Source organism: Sphingomonas sp. Leaf62, from assembly GCF_001421915.1.
Classification (GTDB): Bacteria; Pseudomonadota; Alphaproteobacteria; order Sphingomonadales; family Sphingomonadaceae; genus Sphingomonas.
On record NZ_LMLN01000030.1, the window covers coordinates 150,507 to 167,216 of the forward strand.

Consider the following 16,710-nt stretch of genomic DNA (forward strand, 5'->3'; position numbering starts at 1 on the left):
CGGCGGGGAGGCAATCTTCTGCATAGCAGCGATGACGGCGTCGGCCCCGCCTGCGCTAGGGCCTTCGCGCGCTCACGCCAGCTGACAGATGTCGAGCACGTTCATGTCGGTATAGTCCTGGTTCTCACCCGCCATCGCCCAGATAAAGGCATAGGCGCGCGTGCCCGAACCCATATGCACCGACCAGGGCGGCGAGATGACCGCTTCCTCGTTGCCCATGACGATGTGGCGCATCGCTTCGCCCTCGCCCATGTAATGGAACACCTTGTCGTTGTCGGTCGGCAGTTCGAAGTAGAAATAGATCTCGCTGCGACGCTCATGGATGTGCGGGGGCATGGTGTTCCACACGCTGCCGGGCTTCAGCACCGTCAGCCCCATGACCAGCTGCGCCGAATCGCATACGCCCGGAATGACCAGCTGATAGATGGTACGTTCGTTCGATTCCTCGAGGCTGCCACGGTCGAGCGCATTGGCGTCGGCAATGCCAAGCTTGCGGGTGGTGAAGCCCTTATGCGCCGGGCACGACGCGATATAGAAACGCGCGCCCGTGCCGCCGAATTCGACGTCGGTGGCGCCCATGGTGACATAGACGCAGTCCTTGTTGCCGAGCGTGAACGTCTCGCCATCGACGGTCAGGGTGCCTTCGGCCTCGCCGACATTGACCACGGCCATTTCGCGCCGTTCGAGAAACGGATGCCCGGCGGCCGATTTCGGTTCGGTCTGCGCGGGCAGCTTCACCGGCGCATCGCCCACTGCGACGCCACCGATCACGAACCGGTCGGCATGGGTATAGTTCAGGACGCACTCGCCTTCGCGAAACAGGCCGTCGATCAGATACCGATCGCGCAGTTCCTCGTTCGAGACGCATTCCATCATGTCGGGATGCGTTGCGTAATAGGTGCGGTCGAACATGAGTCTCTCCATCAGGTAACCGGTATCAGCAGGTGCTCGCTGCCAAAGGGTCCGGCGGTTCGATTTCGTTGCTACTGTCCTAACCCCCCTGAACCGTCCCGTCGACCGGTTTTTACGAGACAGGAATGGCGGATTTGCGTCGGATCGAACCTTGGCGGCTAAAGGAACCTGCGCGCCTTGTCGTTCCGTAATGTGATTATCCTGTTCGACATGCGGACATTCGATTGGCACAAACACGGCTATCAGTGGCATATCATTTGATTATGACACCGGTTCCCTTGCCGGGTACATCCGGTAGATATCTTCCGTCCTCTTGCCCCTGCCCGCCTCGCCCGGCAAAGCAATGGTCATGCAACCGCTCGATCCCCAGCAACAGTCCGCCCGTACCTGGTTCGAATCGCTGCGTGACCGTATCTGTGCGTCGTTCGAAGCGATCGAGCGCGAGGGCGGGTCCGACGCGACCTTCGACTATACCCGCTGGGACCGCACCGATCCGTCGGGCGAACCCGGCGGCGGCGGCGTTCGCGGGGTGATGAAGGGTGAGGTGTTCGAAAAGGTCGGGGTGAACGTCTCGACGGTCGGCGGGACGTTCGAAGGCGAGTTCGCCAAGTCGATCCACGGGGCCGCCGACGATCCGCGGTTCTTCGCGACGGGTATCAGCCTCGTCGCACACATGGCCAATCCGCATGTCCCGGCCGTCCATATGAACTGCCGGTTTCTGGTGACCACCAAGCGCTGGTTCGGCGGCGGCGCGGACCTCAATCCACCCATCCCCTATCCGCAGGATACCGCCGACTTCCACGCGGCGATGCAGACCGCCTGCGACGCCCATGATCCGGCGCATTATCCACGGTTCCGGCAATGGGCCGACGACTATTTCTACATCCCCCATCGCGGGGTGCACCGGGGTGTCGGCGGCATCTTTTATGACCATCTGTCGAACGACTGGGACGACGATTTCGCCTTCACCCGCGATGTCGGGGAAGCATTCCTGTCGATCTATCCGCAACTGGTTCGGCGGCGGATGGGGATGCCGTTCGACGATGCGGATCGCGCACGCCAGCTCGAATGGCGTGGGCGCTATGCCGAGTTCAATCTGGTCTATGACCGGGGGACGCTGTTCGGGCTGAAGACCGGCGGCAATATCGATGCGATCCTGATGAGCCTGCCGCCGCTGGCGACGTGGAGCTGACGGAGTGGCGCTGATCCCGGTCAAGCCGGGCGAGGTGGCGACGATCGTCACCTCGCTCGAAATGCTCGAACGGCCGCGTCCGGCCCCGCTGCCCGCGTCGCCGCTGCAACTGGTGCGCTGGGACAAGCCGGGAATCGATCGCTATCGCGCGCTCTTCCGCCGGATCGGCCAGCCATGGCTGTGGTTTTCGCGTCTGGTGATGGCGGACGAAACGCTGGCCGCGATCCTTCACGGCGATGCGGTCCGCATCTGGGCGGTGGTCGACCGCGCGGGGATCGAGGTCGGGATGCTCGAACTCGACGACCGGAAGGCGGGCGAATGTGAACTATCCTATGTCGGGCTGATCCCCGAACTGACGGGACAGGGCCATGGACGGTGGCTGATGGCGCAGGCGCTGGCGCTGGCCTGGCGCAAGAACGTGCGCCGGGTCTGGGTTCATACCTGCACGCTCGACCATCCCGGCGCGCTCGCCTTCTATCGGCGCTCGGGTTTCGTGCCGTACCAGCGGACGATCGAGACCTTCGCCGATCCGCGTGCCATCGGCATCCTTCCCGCCGACAGCGCGCCGCATTATCCTTTGCTGGCCAACCGTCGATAGACGGTCGCCCGGACCAGCGCGAAGGCGGTCGACATCGCTGCCCCGACAAAGGCGATGGCGGTCGCGAGCATTGCCATGGTCACCGGATTGCCGCCGCTGCGCGATACCGCACTGGCGGTGCTGGTCAGCAGCAACGCAATCAGTTGCCCGCCGAAATACAGCAGCGCCGACAGCGACAGCAATTGCAGCACATGGCCACGGGTCAGCGCGAGCGCCCGGCTCATCGCATCGCCGAAGCGCCGCTGCGGCTCGGCCAGCAGCACCGGCATGACCACGAACACGCGGCCGATCACGTACAGTGCGGGCAGCACCAGCAACAGCAATCCGCCGAGCTTCGCCGCGTTGACCAGCAGCATCGCGACGACCAGCACCGGCAGACGACGGAAGACGCTGCGCAACGCCGCGCCCACCGTCGGCCGCGCGGGATCGAGCAACAGCGCCAGCAGCACCGCGATGCCGATCAGCTCGGCCAATGCCTGCACCGCCAGCCACGGGGCATTCTCGATCAGCTGCGCCTGCAACGCCGCGACGAGCGCACCGTTGTCGGCCGTTGCCGGATCGGCGGACACCGGCGCGCTGTCCATCGTCAGCAGCAGCGACAGCATCAGATTGGGCAAGAAGAAGAATATGCCCGCGACCGCCACGATGACGTCGCGATCCCGCCGCCAGATCGAAACCGCTTCACGTACCGCCGCAGCGACATCCAGCCTCATGCGAAGACGGCCAGATCGTCCTGCTCGCCGACGACGGCGCGATACAGCTTGCCGATGAACGCCGACTGGAACAGCGCCAGCACCGAACTGACCGCGGCAACGGCGGCCGCGCCGGCGATGGCCGCGATCGACAGGCCGCCGGCATCGCCGGCGATCAGCGCAACGACCGAACCGAACACGAACTGTGCCGCCGATACGGCGATCCCCGCAACAATGGCGTACAAGATGATCAGGCCGATCAGCTTCCACGTCATCCCCCGCGTCAGCGCGAACGCCCGACCGAACGCGCCCAGCCCCCGCCGCTCCATCGCCACGACGGCGTTGATCGGCAGCAACCGTGCCGACAGCCACAGGACGAACAGCGCAAAGACGAGGAAATAGAGCAGCGCCGAGCCAAGCTTGCCGAATTCGGACGGCTGCAGCGACGTGCCGTTGGCGATCGCCATGAAATCGAACCCGCTGGCCACCGCCAGCAGGATGCCCGGCAGCGCAAGGATGCCAAGCGCGACCAGTACGACGACACTGAGCCCCACGAGCGGCACGAACCGGGTGGTGGCGATGGTCATCGCCGCATGGCGATCCTCACGCCCGCTCGGCTGCGCGGCAAAGCCGATCAGATACAGCGCTCCCCAGAGCGAGATCAGCGTGGTCGCAACCGACAACAGCCCGAGGCCGGCGGCGGTACCGCCGGTCGCGTCGGCCCGCACCCCGGCCAGGCTACCGCTGATCGCCGGAGCAGCGAACTGGGTCACGATCAGTACCGGCATCACGGTGCCCAGATGTTCGCGGACGAAATCGACCGCCCGGTCCCACACTGTTCCGACACTTACCATCGTTGCGCTCGCTCCCCATTTGATCGATGGACCTCGCTCTACCCCTCCTCTTCCCGAATGAAAATGGCTACCCACTCCTTCATCCCATCCATCGCAACCGAACAGCAGATCGAATGGCGCCGCTCGCCCGGTCGCATCGAATATCCTGCGGCGCTGGCGGAAATGGAGGCACGCGCGACCGCGATCGCGGATCGCACTGCGGATGAACTGGTGTGGCTGCTTGAACATCCGCCGCTCTACACCGCCGGCACCAGCGCCGACCCCACCGAGCTGCTCGATACCCGGTTCCCGGTGCACGCGGCGGGACGCGGCGGGCGCTATACCTATCACGGGCCGGGGCAGCGGGTCGGGTATCTGATGCTCGACCTGACCCGGCGCGGGCGCGACGTCCGGCGGTTCGTTCATGCCGTCGAGTCATGGGTTATCGGCGCGCTCGGTGAATTCGGCATTCATGCCTATGCCGTGCCCGACCGGATCGGCATCTGGACCAGCGATGGCGGGACCGAAGCCAAGATCGGCGCGATCGGCGTTCGGGTGCGGCGATGGGCCACGCTGCACGGATTTTCCGTCAACCTCGCCCCGGATCTGACACATTTCGGTGGGATTGTACCCTGCGGTATCGCCGAATATCCGGTTACGAGCGCGCAAGCCCTTGGCAGACCGATCGATGCGAGTGATTTTGATCGGGCGTTGGCAGACGGTTTTCCCGTCTTCCTCGACGCCTTGTACGCTGGTGCACAAAACTAGGCTTGAGGGGGACGGGCGGTTCGACTATCGTCCAGAGCGGATTGGGTATGAACGGCTAAGAACGCCGCCTACTCCACAGCTTAGGGAGCTTACCATGCGTGCATTTTCGAAGATTCTGACCGGTTCGATCGTTGCCGGTGCGGCGCTGGCGCTGTCGGCTTGCGGCGGTAACACCGAAACCACCGCCGATAACGCAACCGTTACCGACCTGAACTCGACCGACATGATGGACGGAACGATGTCGGACAACATGACCGCCGTTGACGGCGCCATGGGCAACGACACCATGATGATGTCGAACGACAGCATGATGTCCAACGACACCATGATGATGTCGAACGAAGCCGGCATGACCAACGCCATGTAATCAGCCGTTTCGGCTATTCTGGCGAAGGGGCCGTCCGGGCGACCGGGCGGCTCTTTTTCGTTGCGCGATCGGATAGCTCGACGATCGTTACGCGGTCGTGCGGCGAAACGTGGCGGCGATTGTAAAATCGGGCTTGGGTCGCTGGGCAAAACTGCCTAACCATCGCGCTCGCCCAAGGCGCCGATGCGCCGTGAAAGAAAGAGATGAGCGTAGTGCGTACTCTGGTTCTGGCCGCTGTCGCCGCCCTGACCGTCGCGGCAACCCCCGCGTCGGCACAGTTTTATCTGAAGCCCGTCGATATGGACGGCCCGCGCGTTACCGGCGAGGAAACCGGCGTCGCCACGCAGGCGCTGCCCGGCGCGACTCCCGCCGAACTGCGCGCGGCAGTGCTATGGAACCTGCGATCGGGACTGAACGTCGCGGCGCTGCAATGCCAGTTCGAACCAACGCTGCTGACGCTGCACAATTACAATGCGATGCTGTTCGATCACACTGACGAACTGAAGCAGAGCTACGACGCGCTCAGCAAATATTTCATCCGCACCGCCGGATCGACCAAGGCCGGCCAGACCGCGCTCGATCAATTCGGCACCCGGGTCTATTCGAGCTTTTCGACGGTTTCGGCGCAGCTCGGCTTCTGCCAGGCGGCAAACGAAATCGGACAGGAAGCGATCTTCGTGCCGCGTGGGTATCTCGGGGAGTTCGCCGAGATGCGGATGCGCAAGCTGCGCAACTCGCTGGTCGCGTACGGCGATCAGCAGTTCACGCGCGCCATCCCCTATTATGTGCGTCCGGTGCGGCTCTACCAGTTCGAGAACAAGAAGTGCTGGCGCAAGGGACTGTGGCAGACGAAGCGTTGCGGCGAGTTCCCCGCCTGATCGCCACGGGCCGACACTTTCAAAAAAAGAAGCGGATCGGTCGGAACCAAGCATCGGGCATCCCGTTATCACCCTCGGATAGCGAATTTATGCCCCCCCGCTCTCGCTATCCAAGAACAGGGCCCGGTTGGTGTGAACCCTCCCCCCCCCNTGCTGGCGGGTTGTTCTTTTGTCAGTTGCACGGAGCAGTTGCTGAACCGGAACGAACCGGCGGGTTAGACATTTTCCTGTGGAGCGGCTCAAGCTGCCTGTCCATCGGAGGTCCTCATGCGAAAGTTTTTTAGCCTGGCCGTGGTTGCCGGCGCCCTCGCCATCAGCGCGTGCAACACCGTCGAAGGTGTGGGTCGTGACGTTTCTTCGGCAGGCGATGCCGTCACCGGCGCGGCGAAGGATTCGAAGTAAGTTCTTCGAACGGACCAAGGTTGGGGGGCGGTTCGGGTGTCATCCGAACCGCCCCTTTTCTATGCGCGTGACCGGGTCACGACGACCAACGGCACTGCAAACCTTGCCGATTGGCCCGGCGCTGGCGGCAGGGACAAATGTGTGGAGGTGGCTCCCGGCTTGGGCGGTAACCGCAGCACCCGACAAAATGCTCCGCGAGCATCCCAGGCCTGCGCTACGGCCACACCGCGCGCCCGTAGCCGGCTGCTACGGCATGTCGCAGATGTGACCGGCACGAGCGGGCCGCGATGCAAGTCGTCACGGCACCTTGTCGACCTTCAGGCGACCTCTTCGTCGGTGTCAGCGTCGGGATCGCGCTTCGCCCGACGTTTCTCGGTGAACCAGATCGCGATCAGCGCAAGTTCGTAGAGCAGGATGAGCGGCACTGCGAGCAGGACCTGCGACCCAATATCAGGCGGCGTCGCAACGGCGGCGATGGCGAAGGCCGCGACGATCGCGTAGCGCCGCGCGCCGACCAGTTGCTTGCGGGTAACGATACCAGCCAGTTCCAGCAGCATCAACAGGACCGGCAACAGGAACGCCAGACCGAATGCGAACAGGAACTGCATCACGAACGACAGGTAGTTCTCGACCGACGGCAACGCTTCCTGCTGCACGCCGCCCAGATTGCCCTGATAGCCGAGCAGGAAATGGAGCGCGACCGGGATCGTCGCGTAATACGCGAGCGCCGCACCGGCGATGAACAGCACCGGCGTGGCCAGCAGGAACGGAAACAGTGCCTTCTTTTCGTTCCGATACAGCCCGGGTGCGACGAATTGCCACAGCTGGTTGGCGATTACCGGGAACGCCAGCATCATCGCAGCAAAGAACGCGACCTTGATCTGGACGAAGAAAGCCTCGAAAATCTGCGTGAAGATGACCTTCTTCTGCCCGGCCGCCAACAATGGCTGAACAAGGAACGACAGGATCTGTTCGGAAAAATAGAAGCACAGGCCGAAACACAGCGCGACGGCAATCACCGAATAAAGCAGGCGACGGCGCAGTTCGATCAGGTGATCGAGCAGGGGCGCCTGACTATTGTCGATATCGTTCATGACGCAGCCTTGCCGTCGGCAGCGGGCGGTTGGTCGGCCGGACCGTCGCGCAGTTCGGGACGCTCGACCATGACCGGCGCTGCATGATCGACCGGCTGCACCGGGTCATGGACCGGCGGTGGCGGCGACGGCGCGTCGGCCGGATGGACGGCAGCATCCGAGGTCGGATGCTCGCGCATGATCCGGGCGTTCTCCTCCGCCCATTTCTTTTCCATTTCGGCCAGCTCGGCCTCGCGGACCATCGTATCGAACCCCGATCGGAACTGCCGCGCCACGCCACGCGCCTTGCCGACCCAATGGCCGACGAAGCGCATCGCTTTGGGCAGGTCCTTCGGGCCGATGACGAGCAACGCGACGAGCCCGACGAGCAGCAATTCGGAAGAATCGATATTGAACATCGGTGCTCGACTTCAGGCGGACCACCGGCCCGCCGGTTGGCAATGGATCAGCGGTCGCCGTGCGGACGGTCGGTGTCGCGCACGATCGGATCGCGCTGCACCGGATCGCGCGGGGCGGGATCGTGATCATATCGATCATCGCCGGGACGCTGTTCCAGCCGTTCGCGCGGACGAACGGGCTGCGGCGGTACGTCGTCGTCCTCGGCCATCCCCTTTTTGAAGCTTTTCAGCCCCTTCGCCACATCGCCCATCATGTCGGAAAAACGCCCCTTGCCGAACAGCAACAGGATCAGGACGCCGACGATAAGCCAGTGCCAAATACTAAGACCACCCATCGTCCACACTCCAAGCGAAACGGATCGTGCGCTTCACTTAGTCGCTATCGTCGCCGCTTTCCAGCATGGTTGCGAAGGCATCGTCGATTGGTTCGAGTAAACCGGCGGCGCGCAGGTCGTCGATCCCGGGCAGGTCGCGCCGGCTGTCGAGGCCGAAATGGTCGAGAAAGGCGGGGGTCGTGGCATAGGTCAGCGGTCGTCCGGGCACCTCGCGCCGTCCCGCTGGCCGGATCCAGCCGGCGACGAGCAGCACGTCGATCGTCCCCTTCGAAATCTGTACGCCGCGGATCGATTCGATGTCCGCGCGGGTCGCCGGCTCGTGATAGGCGATGATCGCCAGCGTCTCGATCGCCGCACGCGATAGCCTGCGCGATTCGTCCCGGTCACGGCGCAGGAAATGGGCGAGGTCGGGGGCGGTCTCGAAATGCCAATACTCGCCGCGTCGAACCAGCCCGAACCCCCGCCCGGCATGATCGGTCTGGATCGCGGCGAGCGCCGCCCGGACATCGCCGTTGCCGACATAGGGGGCGATCATGCCGGCGGTCAGCGGCGTCTCGCTGGCGAACAGCACCGCTTCCACCGCCCGGACGAACGGATCGGTCATGCGATCCGCCGGATGTCGATCGGGCCGAACGGCGCGTCCTGCCGGATCGCCACCCTGCCCTGCCGCGCCAGTTCGAGCGCCGCGAGAAAGGTCGAGGCCAGCGCCGAGCGACGATAGCGTTCGTCGGTGTCGACGGGCAGGAACGTGCTGATCGCGGTCCAGTCGATCCGGGTGCCGAGCATCGCCTGCACCCGTTCGATCGCGACCTCCAGCGTCATGACCGGCCGGTGCCGTACGACATGCAGCACCGGCCGGGTCCGTGCGCTGACCCGGCCATAGGCACCGATCAGGTCGTACAGGCTGGCATCCCAGCGCGCCTTGCGCACGACATGCAGCCCTTCGGGATCGCCGCGCATGAACACGTCGCGGCCGATCCGGTCGCGCGCCAGCAGCCGCGCCCCGGCCTCCCGCATCGCATCGAGCCGTTCGAGCCGCAGTTGCAGGCGCAGTGCCAGTTCCTCTGGGTCCGGGTCCATCTCCGGCTCGCGCGGCAACAGCAGTGCCGATTTGAGATAGGCCAGCCATGCCGCCATCACGAGCCAGTCGGCGGCCAGTTCCAGCCGCACCGCCGCCGCCCGATCGATCCAGCGCAGATATTGCTCGACCAGCGCGAGGATCGAGATGCGCCGCAGGTCGACCTTCTGCGTCCGGGCGAGCGCCAGCAACAGGTCGAGCGGCCCTTCCCATCCGTCGAGTTCAATCGTCAGCGTCGGCGCGTCGGCTTCCATGGCGGCAATCCTATCCGCGCGACGCGGTGGCCGTCACCGAGTTTCACACGTGACGTTGCGATATACGCCTGGCAATGCACGCGGCCCGGCAGCGTCAGGCGAGCGCGAGCAGTTGGTCGCGGGTCGCGATGAGGTCGGCGAACGGGATATCGGTCGTCTTCCCGGCACCGGCCATCGCGCGGTCGAGCCGCGCCCGCGAACCGGCGGCGATGCTGTCGAGGCGGTCGGCGATCGCCACCATCTCGTCGATGCGCGCCCAGCAATCGAGCACCACGTCGCATCCGGCGGCGATCGCTGCCGACGCCTTGTCCGCCGGTGTTCCCGACAACGCCTTCATATCGATGTCGTCGGTCATCAGCAGGCCGTCGAACCCGATCCGATCGCGGATGATCCACTGTATAACGGTCGGTGACAGCGTCGCCGGACGGTCGGCGTCCCACGCCGAAAACACGACATGCGCGGTCATCGCCATCGGTGCGTGCGCCAGCGTGCGGAATGGTTGCAGGTCGATCGCCAGGTCAGCGTCCGATGCATCGACGCGGGGCAGTTCGAGATGGCTGTCGACCCGTGCCCGGCCATGACCCGGCATATGCTTGACAATGCCGATCACCCCGGCCGACGCGAGCCCGTCCAGCGTGGCGCGACCAAGGGCGGCGACCTGCATCGGATCGGCACCATAGCTGCGGTCGCCGATCGCCCCGGTCATGTCGGGTTGGGCCACGTCGAGCAGCGGCAGCGCATCGACGGTCACGCCGACCTCTGCCAGCATCGCGCCGATCGCCTGCCCATTTGCCCTGGCCGCCGCAATCGCCGAGGACGGCGCGCGGTCGTAGAGCGCGGCGAACGCGGCAGGGGCCGGAAAGGCGGGCCATTCGGGCGGCCGCATCCGCGCAACGCGACCGCCCTCCTGATCGATCAGGATCGGCAGATCGGCCCGCCCCGACAGGTCGCGCAACGCATCGGTCAGCGCGCGCAACTGTTCGCGATCGACGCAATTGCGGCCGAACAGGATATAGCCGAGCGGATCGGCTTCGCGGAACAGCGCGGCTTCGTCGGCGGTCAGCGTCGGGCCGGACAGGCCAAAGATCACGGGCTTCATACGCGCCGGGCTACCGCAGGCGGCCCGGCGCGACAACCGGCGTATGTCACCGGGCGATGAAGCAATTCTCCCCTGCCAGTTTCAGCTTGCCGCACAGGTCCGATGCCTGATTGGCGCTGCCGGCATTCACCCGCAGGCGATGGACGGTCTTGCCCTTCACCTCGGCGACCTGCACCGATTTGCCCAGCGGAGCGAGATAGGCGAAGCGGCGCGACAGCTGGTTCCAGGCGGTGTTGGCGACGGCTTCGCTGGGGAACGACCCCAGCTGTACCACCGAACCACCCGCCCCCGCCGCCACCGGCGCGGGTGCCGCAACTGCCGGGGCGCGTGCCTCCAGCCGCTGGGTGGTGGTCGGCACGGCCGTGGCGACACGGCCGGTGCCGCTGTTCGCCGGGGCATTGGCCGGGGCGGCGGCGCTGCCCTGCACCGGTGCCTCGGGGACTGCGTTGAGATTGACCGAGGCATTGCCGCCGGTAGCCCCTTCGCTGGTCGCGATGGCGGTGTCGCTGTCGCCGGTCACCTGCATGCCGTCGCTGCCTTCCGCACGCGTCTTGTACGGCTCGTTCGGTGCGGTGATCAGGTCGCCGGTGCCGCTGGCGGTCGGCGCATCGCGTTGCCGCAACAGGGCAAAGACGATGGCGGCGACCATCAGCAGCCCGATCAGCACCAGCAACACCGTCCGCCAGACCGGGCGCGGCGCGTCCGGTTCCGGATCGGCGCTTTCGAGCCACGGCAGGCGTTCGTGGTCGGGATCGCGCGATGCGATCGAATCCGCCATTATTTCATCTCCTCAACCGCCTCGACCCCCATGATGGCGAGGCCGTTGCGGATAATCTGCCCGATCGCGCGCGCAAGGAAAAGCCGTGCCTGCGTCAGCGCCACATCATCGGGCTGAAGATAGCGGCGCGACGGGTCGTCATTGCCCAAATTCCACGCCGCGTGGAATTCCGCAGCCAGGTCATACAAATAGAATGCGATGCGATGCGGTTCCCGCACGGCGGCCGCGCTTTCGACCATGCGCGGAAACTGCGCTGCGCGCTTCACCAGCGCCAGCTCGACCGTGTCGAGACGGGACAGGTCGGCATCGTCGACCACCGCGATCCCCGCCTCGGCGGCACGCCGGGCCAGCGAATGGACGCGGGCATGGGCATATTGGACGTAGAAGACCGGATTGTCCTTCGACGCCTCGACCACCTTGGCGAAGTCGAAATCCATCTGCGCATCGGCCTTGCGCGTCAGCATGGTGAAGCGGACGACGTCCTTGCCGACTTCGCTCACGACATCGGCGAGCGTCACGAAGTTGCCGGCGCGTTTCGACATCTTGACCGGCTCACCGCCGCGCAGCAGCCGCACCATCTGCACCAGCTTCACGTCGAAGCGCGTCTTGCCCTCGGTCAGGGCCTGCACCGCCGCGACGATCCGCTTGACGGTGCCGGCATGGTCCGCGCCCCAGATGTCGATCAACTGGTCGACGCCCTCCGCCTTCTGAAAATGATAGGCGAGGTCGGCACCGAAATAGGTCCAGCTGCCGTCCGACTTCTTGATCGGACGATCCTGATCGTCGCCGAATTTCGTCGAGCGGAACAGCGGCAGTTCGACCGGCTCCCAGTCCTCGGGCGTCTCGCCCTTGGGCGCTTCGAGGACGCCGTCATAGACGAGATCGCGCGCGCGCAGCCATGCCTCGGCGGCTTCGGGCTTTTTCGCCGCCTGCAACTCGGCTTCGGACGAGAAGACGTCATGTTCGATGCCGAGCAGTTTCAGATCGGCGCGGATCATGTCGAGCATCGCCGCGACGGCACGGGTCCGGAACAGCACCAGCCACTCCTCCTCCGGCGCGTTCACATACCGGTCGCCGCATTCGGCAGCCAGCGCCTGCCCCACCGGGATCAGGTAATCGCCGGGATACAGACCCTCGGGAATGGTCACGGTTTCGCCCAGCGCCTCGCGATAGCGCAGATGCGCCGAACGGGCGAGGACGGCGACCTGCCCGCCGGCGTCGTTGACATAATATTCGCGGACGACGCGCGCGCCGTTCCATTCGAGCAGGCTGGCCAGCGCATCGCCGACGACCGCGCCACGGCAATGGCCCATGTGCATCGGCCCGGTCGGATTGGCCGAGACATATTCGATGTTCACGACCGTCCCCGCCCCCGCCTGCGACCGGCCATAGGCGTCGCCCGCTTCGGCGATGGCGGCAAGTTCGGCGCGCCACGTCGCTTCGGTCAGCGTGAGGTTGATGAAGCCCGGCCCGGCGACCGACGCGGCGGCCACTTCGGGCAGGCCCGCCAGTTCGGCGACCAGCAATTCGGCCAGCGCGCGCGGGTTGGTCTTCGCTGGCTTGGCAAGGACCATCGCCGCGTTGGTCGACAGGTCGCCATGGCTGGTATCGCGTGGCGGCTCGACCGTGATCGCCCGTCGCTCCAGCCCCGCCGGCAGGTCGCCACGTGCCACGAGCGTATCGAGCGCGCGGTCGAGATGGGCGAAGAAACGGGGGTACAGCGTCATGGCGGTTCCGGTCGGTTGGTGGAACCGCGCCGCTTAGCGGAAAGGACCGGCTTAGGCAAAAGCTGCTATGCGGTCAGCGTGTGTTTGAAAACGCGCGGCTGCGCGTTTTGCGGTACCGGCCCGCCCATTCGCGAGTTTCCAAACGGGCTCTCAGAACCCTTCGGGCAGGTCGATCGGGCCGACGACCTCGCGATAGCAGCGGACGGCGAAACGGTCGGTCATGCCGGCGATGTAATCGGCGATGTGGCGGCTGCGATCGGGCTCGCCTTCGGGCAGGGTCGTGCGCCAGCCATCGTGCATCGCGTGCGGATCGGCATGATAGGCGCTGAACAGCCCGGCGACGACCTGCCCCGCCATCTCCGCCGCCGCGAGCTGGCGCGGGTGGTGATACAGATTGGCGTACATGAAGCGTTTGAGCACCCGCTCCTGTTCGGCTATTTCGGGCGAGAAATGGGCGAGGCACTGGCCGGCGGCGCGCACATCGGCAACGGTCTCGACGCCTGCCGTCGCGACCCGACGGTTGGTCTCGGCGATCAGGTCGTTGACCATCGAACCGATCTGCGACCGGGTCAGTTCGCCGACCAGTCGTTCGGGCGGCACATCGGGGAAGCGGTTGCGCACCGCATCCCATCCGGCGGCGACGAACGGAACCTCAAGCAACTGGTCGAGCGTCAGCAGCCCGGCGCGCAGGCCATCGTCGATGTCGTGATTGTCATAGGCGATATCGTCGGCGATCGCAGCGACCTGCGCCTCCAGCGACGGCCATTCGTTCAGCCGCAGGGCGTGCGCCGCATCCGCCTGTGCCAGCGCCCATCCCGGCGTCGGGATCGGGCCGTTATGCTTGGCCAACCCCTCCAGCGTATCCCAGGTGAGGTTCAGCCCCCGCCAGCGCGGATACGGGCTGTCGAGCCACGTCAGCGTCCGCAGCGTCTGCCCATTATGGTCGAACCCGCCATGCACGACCATCGCCGCTTCCAGCGCATCTTCGCCGGCATGACCGAACGGGGGATGGCCGATGTCATGGGCAAGGCACAGCGCCTCGGTCAGATCCTCGTTCAGCCCCAGCGTGCGGGCGACCGCGCGACCGATCTGCGCGACTTCGAGGCTGTGGGTTAGCCGGACGCGGAAATGATCGCCATCGGGGGCCATGAACACCTGCGTCTTGTGGCGCAGGCGACGGAAGCTGATCGAATGGATGATGCGGTCGCGGTCGCGCTGAAACGCGTCGCGCGGGCCACGCGTGGCGTCGCCGGGTTCGGCGTGCAGGCGGCCGCCATGGGCGTGCGGATTCGCGGCGTAGCTTGCGGTCACTTGACCGGGACCCGTGCGACCTTCTGGCCGACTTCGCTGGTGAAGGCGAAGGCCTGTACCCCCGATTTGCGCAGCGTGTTGACGAAGGCCTGCGCCTCGTCATCGGTCTTGAACGGTCCGGTCAGCAGGCGGTTGGTCGCGCGCAGCGAGGTGGTCCATGCCTGTCGCCCTTTCAGCGCAGGGGCCTTGTTGGCCATGATCGCCCACGCGGCGGGCAGGCCGGCGACGTTGGCACCGCCGGCGATCTGCACCCAATGGCGTTCGGGATCGGCCCGCTTGGCCGCGGCGAGCTTGGCAGCCTCGGCGGCTTCGGCCTTTTTCTGGTCGGCGAGCTTCTTCGCCTCGGCAGCCTTTTTGGCGGTCGCGGCGCGGGTGTCCGCCAGTTTCCTGGCGGCAGCGGCCTTGGCAACGTCTGCGGCGCGGGCATCGGCTTCGCGTTTTTCGGCGGCCTTGCGCGCGGCGGCGGCATCGGCGGCGAAGGCGGCGGCGCTGGTCGGGATGGTGGCGACGGGCGGCGGGCCGACGCCGAGTTCGGAGGCCGGAATGTCGAGGTTGCGGATGATGCGGGCAAGGACGTCGTCGTTCGTTTCGCGCCGGGCGGCGACCGTCGTGGCGGCGGTCGAAGCGGCCGGCGTCGCCGGGGGCGGCGTTTCGGGCGGGCGGTCGACGACGGTGACCGGCACCGGCGCGGCGGCGACCTGCACCGGCGGACGGGCGGCCTGTGCCAGCCGGTCGCGTTCCGCCAGCGCGACGGCGGCGACGCGGCGTTCCTCGGCCTGACGCGCGGCGACCCGTTCCGCTTCCAGTCGGGTTGCCTCGGCGATGCGCGTCTGTTCGGCCTGTTGCGCGGCGAGTTGCTGGGCGTCGCGTTCGCGCTGCGCCAGTGCCGCCTTTTCGGCATTGGCGCGGGCCAGTGATTCGCGGCGCGCGGTTTCGTCGGCGCGGGCCTGGGCAAGTTGCTGTGCCTGAGCCTCGGCGACGCGGCGCGCCTGCTCGGCCTGTGCCTGACGGCGACGTTCGCCGCTCGACAGCGGGCGGACGGTCGCTGGGGCGGTGGCCCGGGTGACGGCGGCGACGGCGACCGGTGCAGCAGTGCGGATCGGCGCGGGCAGCGGCGGCGCGAGGCGCGCGTCGGCGATCCGCTCGGGCGAGGGTGCCAGCCGGCCGAAATGCACCGCGAACGCCCGGTCGGCGCCGGCCAATTGCGGCAGGCGGCGGAAGAAGGGCGACAGGCTGCTGGCAAAGCCCGGCAGCATGCTGGCGGTAATCCTGTCCGCGCCAATCGCGTCGCCCGACATGGCGAGGACGAAGGCGCGTACCCGCCACGCGGCGCGATCGTTCTTCAGCAGCAGCGGGTTCAGAACCCGGGTCGCCTCGGCCAGATTACCGTCAATCCCCAGCGACAGGGCGAGGCGGCGGGTGATCTCGTCGTCCTCGTCGGCCCGCAGCACCTGCCGGTAATCGGCCTGCGCCAGCGTGCCGCGCCCGAGCAGATCATAGGCGAGGCCGCGTTCGGCGAGATAGGGCGTCATCGCGACCCCTGCCCGCTCGGCCGAGTTGAATAGCGCGAGTGCTTCCCCCGGCCGTTCCATCGTCACCAGCGCCACGCCGCGCGCGGCGCGGATGCGGGGGTCGCTGGGCGCGACCTTCTCGGCGCGCGCCAGGAACTGCATCGCGGCATCGGTGTCGCCGAGCTTGCCGCTCAGGCGACCGGCCTCGACCAGCGCCGATACGTCGTTGGGGCTGCGGCCGAGGATGCGCATCTGTTCGGACAGGCGATCGGCGTTGGGAGTCGTCACCGACTGGACGATCGCGCCGGACTGGGCCGCCACGGGCAGCGGGGCGGCGGAGGCGAGCAGCAGGGCCGTCGCGCGGAACATCGGGAATCGGGTCATGGGCGACCCCGCTACACCATGTCGGGGCTGAACCGGGAATGGTGGTTGCGCGCGGTCGGCGACGAAGCGAGTGGTCGTGGCGACGAACGGGCGGCGAAG

At 66.4% G+C, this 16,710-nt stretch carries 19 protein-coding genes; 6 read left to right on the forward strand and 13 right to left on the reverse strand.

Translation table 11 applies throughout. The features are described from left to right. Positions 1–72 precede the first annotated feature (72 nt). Positions 73–912, reverse strand: coding sequence for a 5-dehydro-4-deoxy-D-glucuronate isomerase (gene kduI, locus ASE91_RS16035; RefSeq protein WP_056627972.1), 840 nt, complete (start codon positions 910–912; stop codon positions 73–75). A 349-nt stretch (positions 913–1,261) separates the two neighbouring features. Here kduI and hemF point away from each other — a divergent pair, with 349 nt between their 5' ends. Both hemF and ASE91_RS16045 read left to right on the forward strand, forming a co-directional pair. Then, positions 1,262–2,104, forward strand: a complete 843-nt coding sequence (gene hemF / locus ASE91_RS16040; protein WP_056628780.1) for an oxygen-dependent coproporphyrinogen oxidase — start codon at positions 1,262–1,264, stop codon at positions 2,102–2,104. Between the two features lie 4 nt (positions 2,105–2,108). Continuing rightward, positions 2,109–2,702, forward strand: a complete 594-nt coding sequence (locus ASE91_RS16045) for a GNAT family N-acetyltransferase (protein ID WP_056627977.1) — start codon at positions 2,109–2,111, stop codon at positions 2,700–2,702. On the opposite strand, the gene ASE91_RS16050 is transcribed toward ASE91_RS16045, so the two are convergent. Together ASE91_RS16050 and ASE91_RS16055 are read right to left on the reverse strand one after the other, a co-directional pair. Next, positions 2,675–3,415, reverse strand: a complete 741-nt coding sequence (locus ASE91_RS16050; protein WP_055999593.1) for a hypothetical protein — start codon at positions 3,413–3,415, stop codon at positions 2,675–2,677. The two genes, ASE91_RS16045 and ASE91_RS16050, sit on opposite strands and share 28 nt — an antisense overlap. Beyond that, on the reverse strand, positions 3,412–4,248 hold the full coding sequence (locus ASE91_RS16055) for a hypothetical protein (protein ID WP_156357888.1): 837 nt from the start codon (positions 4,246–4,248) through the stop codon (positions 3,412–3,414). Before ASE91_RS16055 ends, ASE91_RS16050 begins: the two co-directional genes overlap by 4 nt. 63 nt (positions 4,249–4,311) lie before the next feature. On the opposite strand from ASE91_RS16055, the gene lipB reads away from it, so the two are divergent. The 4 genes from lipB (at position 4,312) to ASE91_RS16075 (ending at position 6,642) form a co-directional block, all read left to right on the forward strand. Next, positions 4,312–4,995: a lipoyl(octanoyl) transferase LipB gene (gene lipB / locus ASE91_RS16060; RefSeq protein WP_056628784.1), complete on the forward strand. Its 684-nt coding sequence runs from the start codon at positions 4,312–4,314 to the stop codon at positions 4,993–4,995. Positions 4,996–5,089: 94 nt separating this feature from the next. After that, positions 5,090–5,362 (forward strand): hypothetical protein, encoded by a 273-nt coding sequence (locus tag ASE91_RS16065; RefSeq protein ID WP_056403601.1) that lies wholly within the window; start codon positions 5,090–5,092, stop codon positions 5,360–5,362. Positions 5,363–5,565: 203 nt separating this feature from the next. After that, positions 5,566–6,240, forward strand: a complete 675-nt coding sequence (locus tag ASE91_RS16070; protein WP_055999602.1) for a hypothetical protein — start codon at positions 5,566–5,568, stop codon at positions 6,238–6,240. A gap of 267 nt (positions 6,241–6,507) precedes the next feature. Next, entirely contained in the window at positions 6,508–6,642 is a 135-nt protein-coding gene (locus ASE91_RS16075; RefSeq protein WP_055999605.1) for an entericidin A/B family lipoprotein, read from the forward strand. Between the two features lie 317 nt (positions 6,643–6,959). Here ASE91_RS16075 and tatC read toward each other — a convergent pair whose 3' ends face one another. The 10 genes from tatC to ASE91_RS16125 form a co-directional block, all read right to left on the reverse strand. Next, the gene (gene tatC / locus ASE91_RS16080; RefSeq protein WP_055999608.1) at positions 6,960–7,736 is read right to left on the reverse strand and encodes a twin-arginine translocase subunit TatC; all 777 of its coding nucleotides are present in this window, start codon (positions 7,734–7,736) and stop codon (positions 6,960–6,962) included. Next, positions 7,733–8,134 (reverse strand): Sec-independent protein translocase protein TatB, encoded by a 402-nt coding sequence (tatB, locus tag ASE91_RS16085; protein WP_056627986.1) that lies wholly within the window; start codon positions 8,132–8,134, stop codon positions 7,733–7,735. Before tatB ends, tatC begins: the two co-directional genes overlap by 4 nt. Positions 8,135–8,181: 47 nt before the next feature. Beyond that, complete coding sequence (locus ASE91_RS16090; protein ID WP_082454074.1) at positions 8,182–8,469, reverse strand: twin-arginine translocase TatA/TatE family subunit; 288 nt, start codon at positions 8,467–8,469, stop codon at positions 8,182–8,184. Positions 8,470–8,506: 37 nt separating this feature from the next. Then, positions 8,507–9,073, reverse strand: a complete 567-nt coding sequence (gene scpB, locus ASE91_RS16095) for an SMC-Scp complex subunit ScpB (protein ID WP_056627989.1) — start codon at positions 9,071–9,073, stop codon at positions 8,507–8,509. Next, positions 9,070–9,801 (reverse strand): segregation and condensation protein A, encoded by a 732-nt coding sequence (locus ASE91_RS16100; RefSeq protein WP_056627991.1) that lies wholly within the window; start codon positions 9,799–9,801, stop codon positions 9,070–9,072. The genes scpB and ASE91_RS16100 overlap by 4 nt, the downstream gene beginning before the upstream one ends. A gap of 94 nt (positions 9,802–9,895) precedes the next feature. Then, on the reverse strand, positions 9,896–10,900 hold the full coding sequence (gene nagZ, locus ASE91_RS16105) for a beta-N-acetylhexosaminidase (protein WP_056627996.1): 1,005 nt from the start codon (positions 10,898–10,900) through the stop codon (positions 9,896–9,898). Between the two features lie 46 nt (positions 10,901–10,946). Beyond that, on the reverse strand, positions 10,947–11,678 hold the full coding sequence (locus ASE91_RS16110) for an SPOR domain-containing protein (protein ID WP_056627999.1): 732 nt from the start codon (positions 11,676–11,678) through the stop codon (positions 10,947–10,949). Continuing rightward, entirely contained in the window at positions 11,678–13,405 is a 1,728-nt protein-coding gene (gene argS / locus ASE91_RS16115) for an arginine--tRNA ligase (RefSeq protein ID WP_056628002.1), read from the reverse strand. Before argS ends, ASE91_RS16110 begins: the two co-directional genes overlap by 1 nt. A 150-nt stretch (positions 13,406–13,555) precedes the next feature. Next, positions 13,556–14,716 carry a deoxyguanosinetriphosphate triphosphohydrolase gene (locus ASE91_RS16120; protein ID WP_055999626.1) on the reverse strand — a complete coding sequence of 387 codons (1,161 nt, stop codon included), beginning with the start codon at positions 14,714–14,716 and terminating at the stop codon, positions 13,556–13,558. Beyond that, positions 14,713–16,611 (reverse strand): SPOR domain-containing protein, encoded by a 1,899-nt coding sequence (locus ASE91_RS16125; RefSeq protein ID WP_235530528.1) that lies wholly within the window; start codon positions 16,609–16,611, stop codon positions 14,713–14,715. Before ASE91_RS16125 ends, ASE91_RS16120 begins: the two co-directional genes overlap by 4 nt. Positions 16,612–16,710: the final 99 nt, after the last annotated feature.

What these genes read in the sequence shown, in the direction of transcription:
- ASE91_RS16065 (WP_056403601.1), top strand. Translation starts at nt 5,090, where the DNA reads ATGCGTGCATTTTCGAAGATTCTGACCGGTTCGATCGTTGCCGGTGCG.
- kduI (WP_056627972.1), bottom strand. Translation starts at nt 912, where the DNA reads ATGTTCGACCGCACCTATTACGCAACGCATCCCGACATGATGGAATGC.
- ASE91_RS16050 (WP_055999593.1), bottom strand. Translation starts at nt 3,415, where the DNA reads ATGAGGCTGGATGTCGCTGCGGCGGTACGTGAAGCGGTTTCGATCTGG.
- ASE91_RS16100 (WP_056627991.1), bottom strand. Translation starts at nt 9,801, where the DNA reads ATGGAAGCCGACGCGCCGACGCTGACGATTGAACTCGACGGATGGGAA.
- ASE91_RS16125 (WP_235530528.1), bottom strand. Translation starts at nt 16,611, where the DNA reads ATGACCCGATTCCCGATGTTCCGCGCGACGGCCCTGCTGCTCGCCTCC.
- argS (WP_056628002.1), bottom strand. Translation starts at nt 13,405, where the DNA reads ATGACGCTGTACCCCCGTTTCTTCGCCCATCTCGACCGCGCGCTCGAT.
- ASE91_RS16075 (WP_055999605.1), top strand. Translation starts at nt 6,508, where the DNA reads ATGCGAAAGTTTTTTAGCCTGGCCGTGGTTGCCGGCGCCCTCGCCATC.
- tatB (WP_056627986.1), bottom strand. Translation starts at nt 8,134, where the DNA reads ATGTTCAATATCGATTCTTCCGAATTGCTGCTCGTCGGGCTCGTCGCG.
- hemF (WP_056628780.1), top strand. Translation starts at nt 1,262, where the DNA reads ATGCAACCGCTCGATCCCCAGCAACAGTCCGCCCGTACCTGGTTCGAA.
- ASE91_RS16090 (WP_082454074.1), bottom strand. Translation starts at nt 8,469, where the DNA reads ATGGGTGGTCTTAGTATTTGGCACTGGCTTATCGTCGGCGTCCTGATC.
- scpB (WP_056627989.1), bottom strand. Translation starts at nt 9,073, where the DNA reads ATGACCGATCCGTTCGTCCGGGCGGTGGAAGCGGTGCTGTTCGCCAGC.
- nagZ (WP_056627996.1), bottom strand. Translation starts at nt 10,900, where the DNA reads ATGAAGCCCGTGATCTTTGGCCTGTCCGGCCCGACGCTGACCGCCGAC.
- ASE91_RS16070 (WP_055999602.1), top strand. Translation starts at nt 5,566, where the DNA reads ATGAGCGTAGTGCGTACTCTGGTTCTGGCCGCTGTCGCCGCCCTGACC.
- tatC (WP_055999608.1), bottom strand. Translation starts at nt 7,736, where the DNA reads ATGAACGATATCGACAATAGTCAGGCGCCCCTGCTCGATCACCTGATC.
- lipB (WP_056628784.1), top strand. Translation starts at nt 4,312, where the DNA reads ATGGCTACCCACTCCTTCATCCCATCCATCGCAACCGAACAGCAGATC.
- ASE91_RS16055 (WP_156357888.1), bottom strand. Translation starts at nt 4,248, where the DNA reads ATGGTAAGTGTCGGAACAGTGTGGGACCGGGCGGTCGATTTCGTCCGC.
- ASE91_RS16110 (WP_056627999.1), bottom strand. Translation starts at nt 11,678, where the DNA reads ATGGCGGATTCGATCGCATCGCGCGATCCCGACCACGAACGCCTGCCG.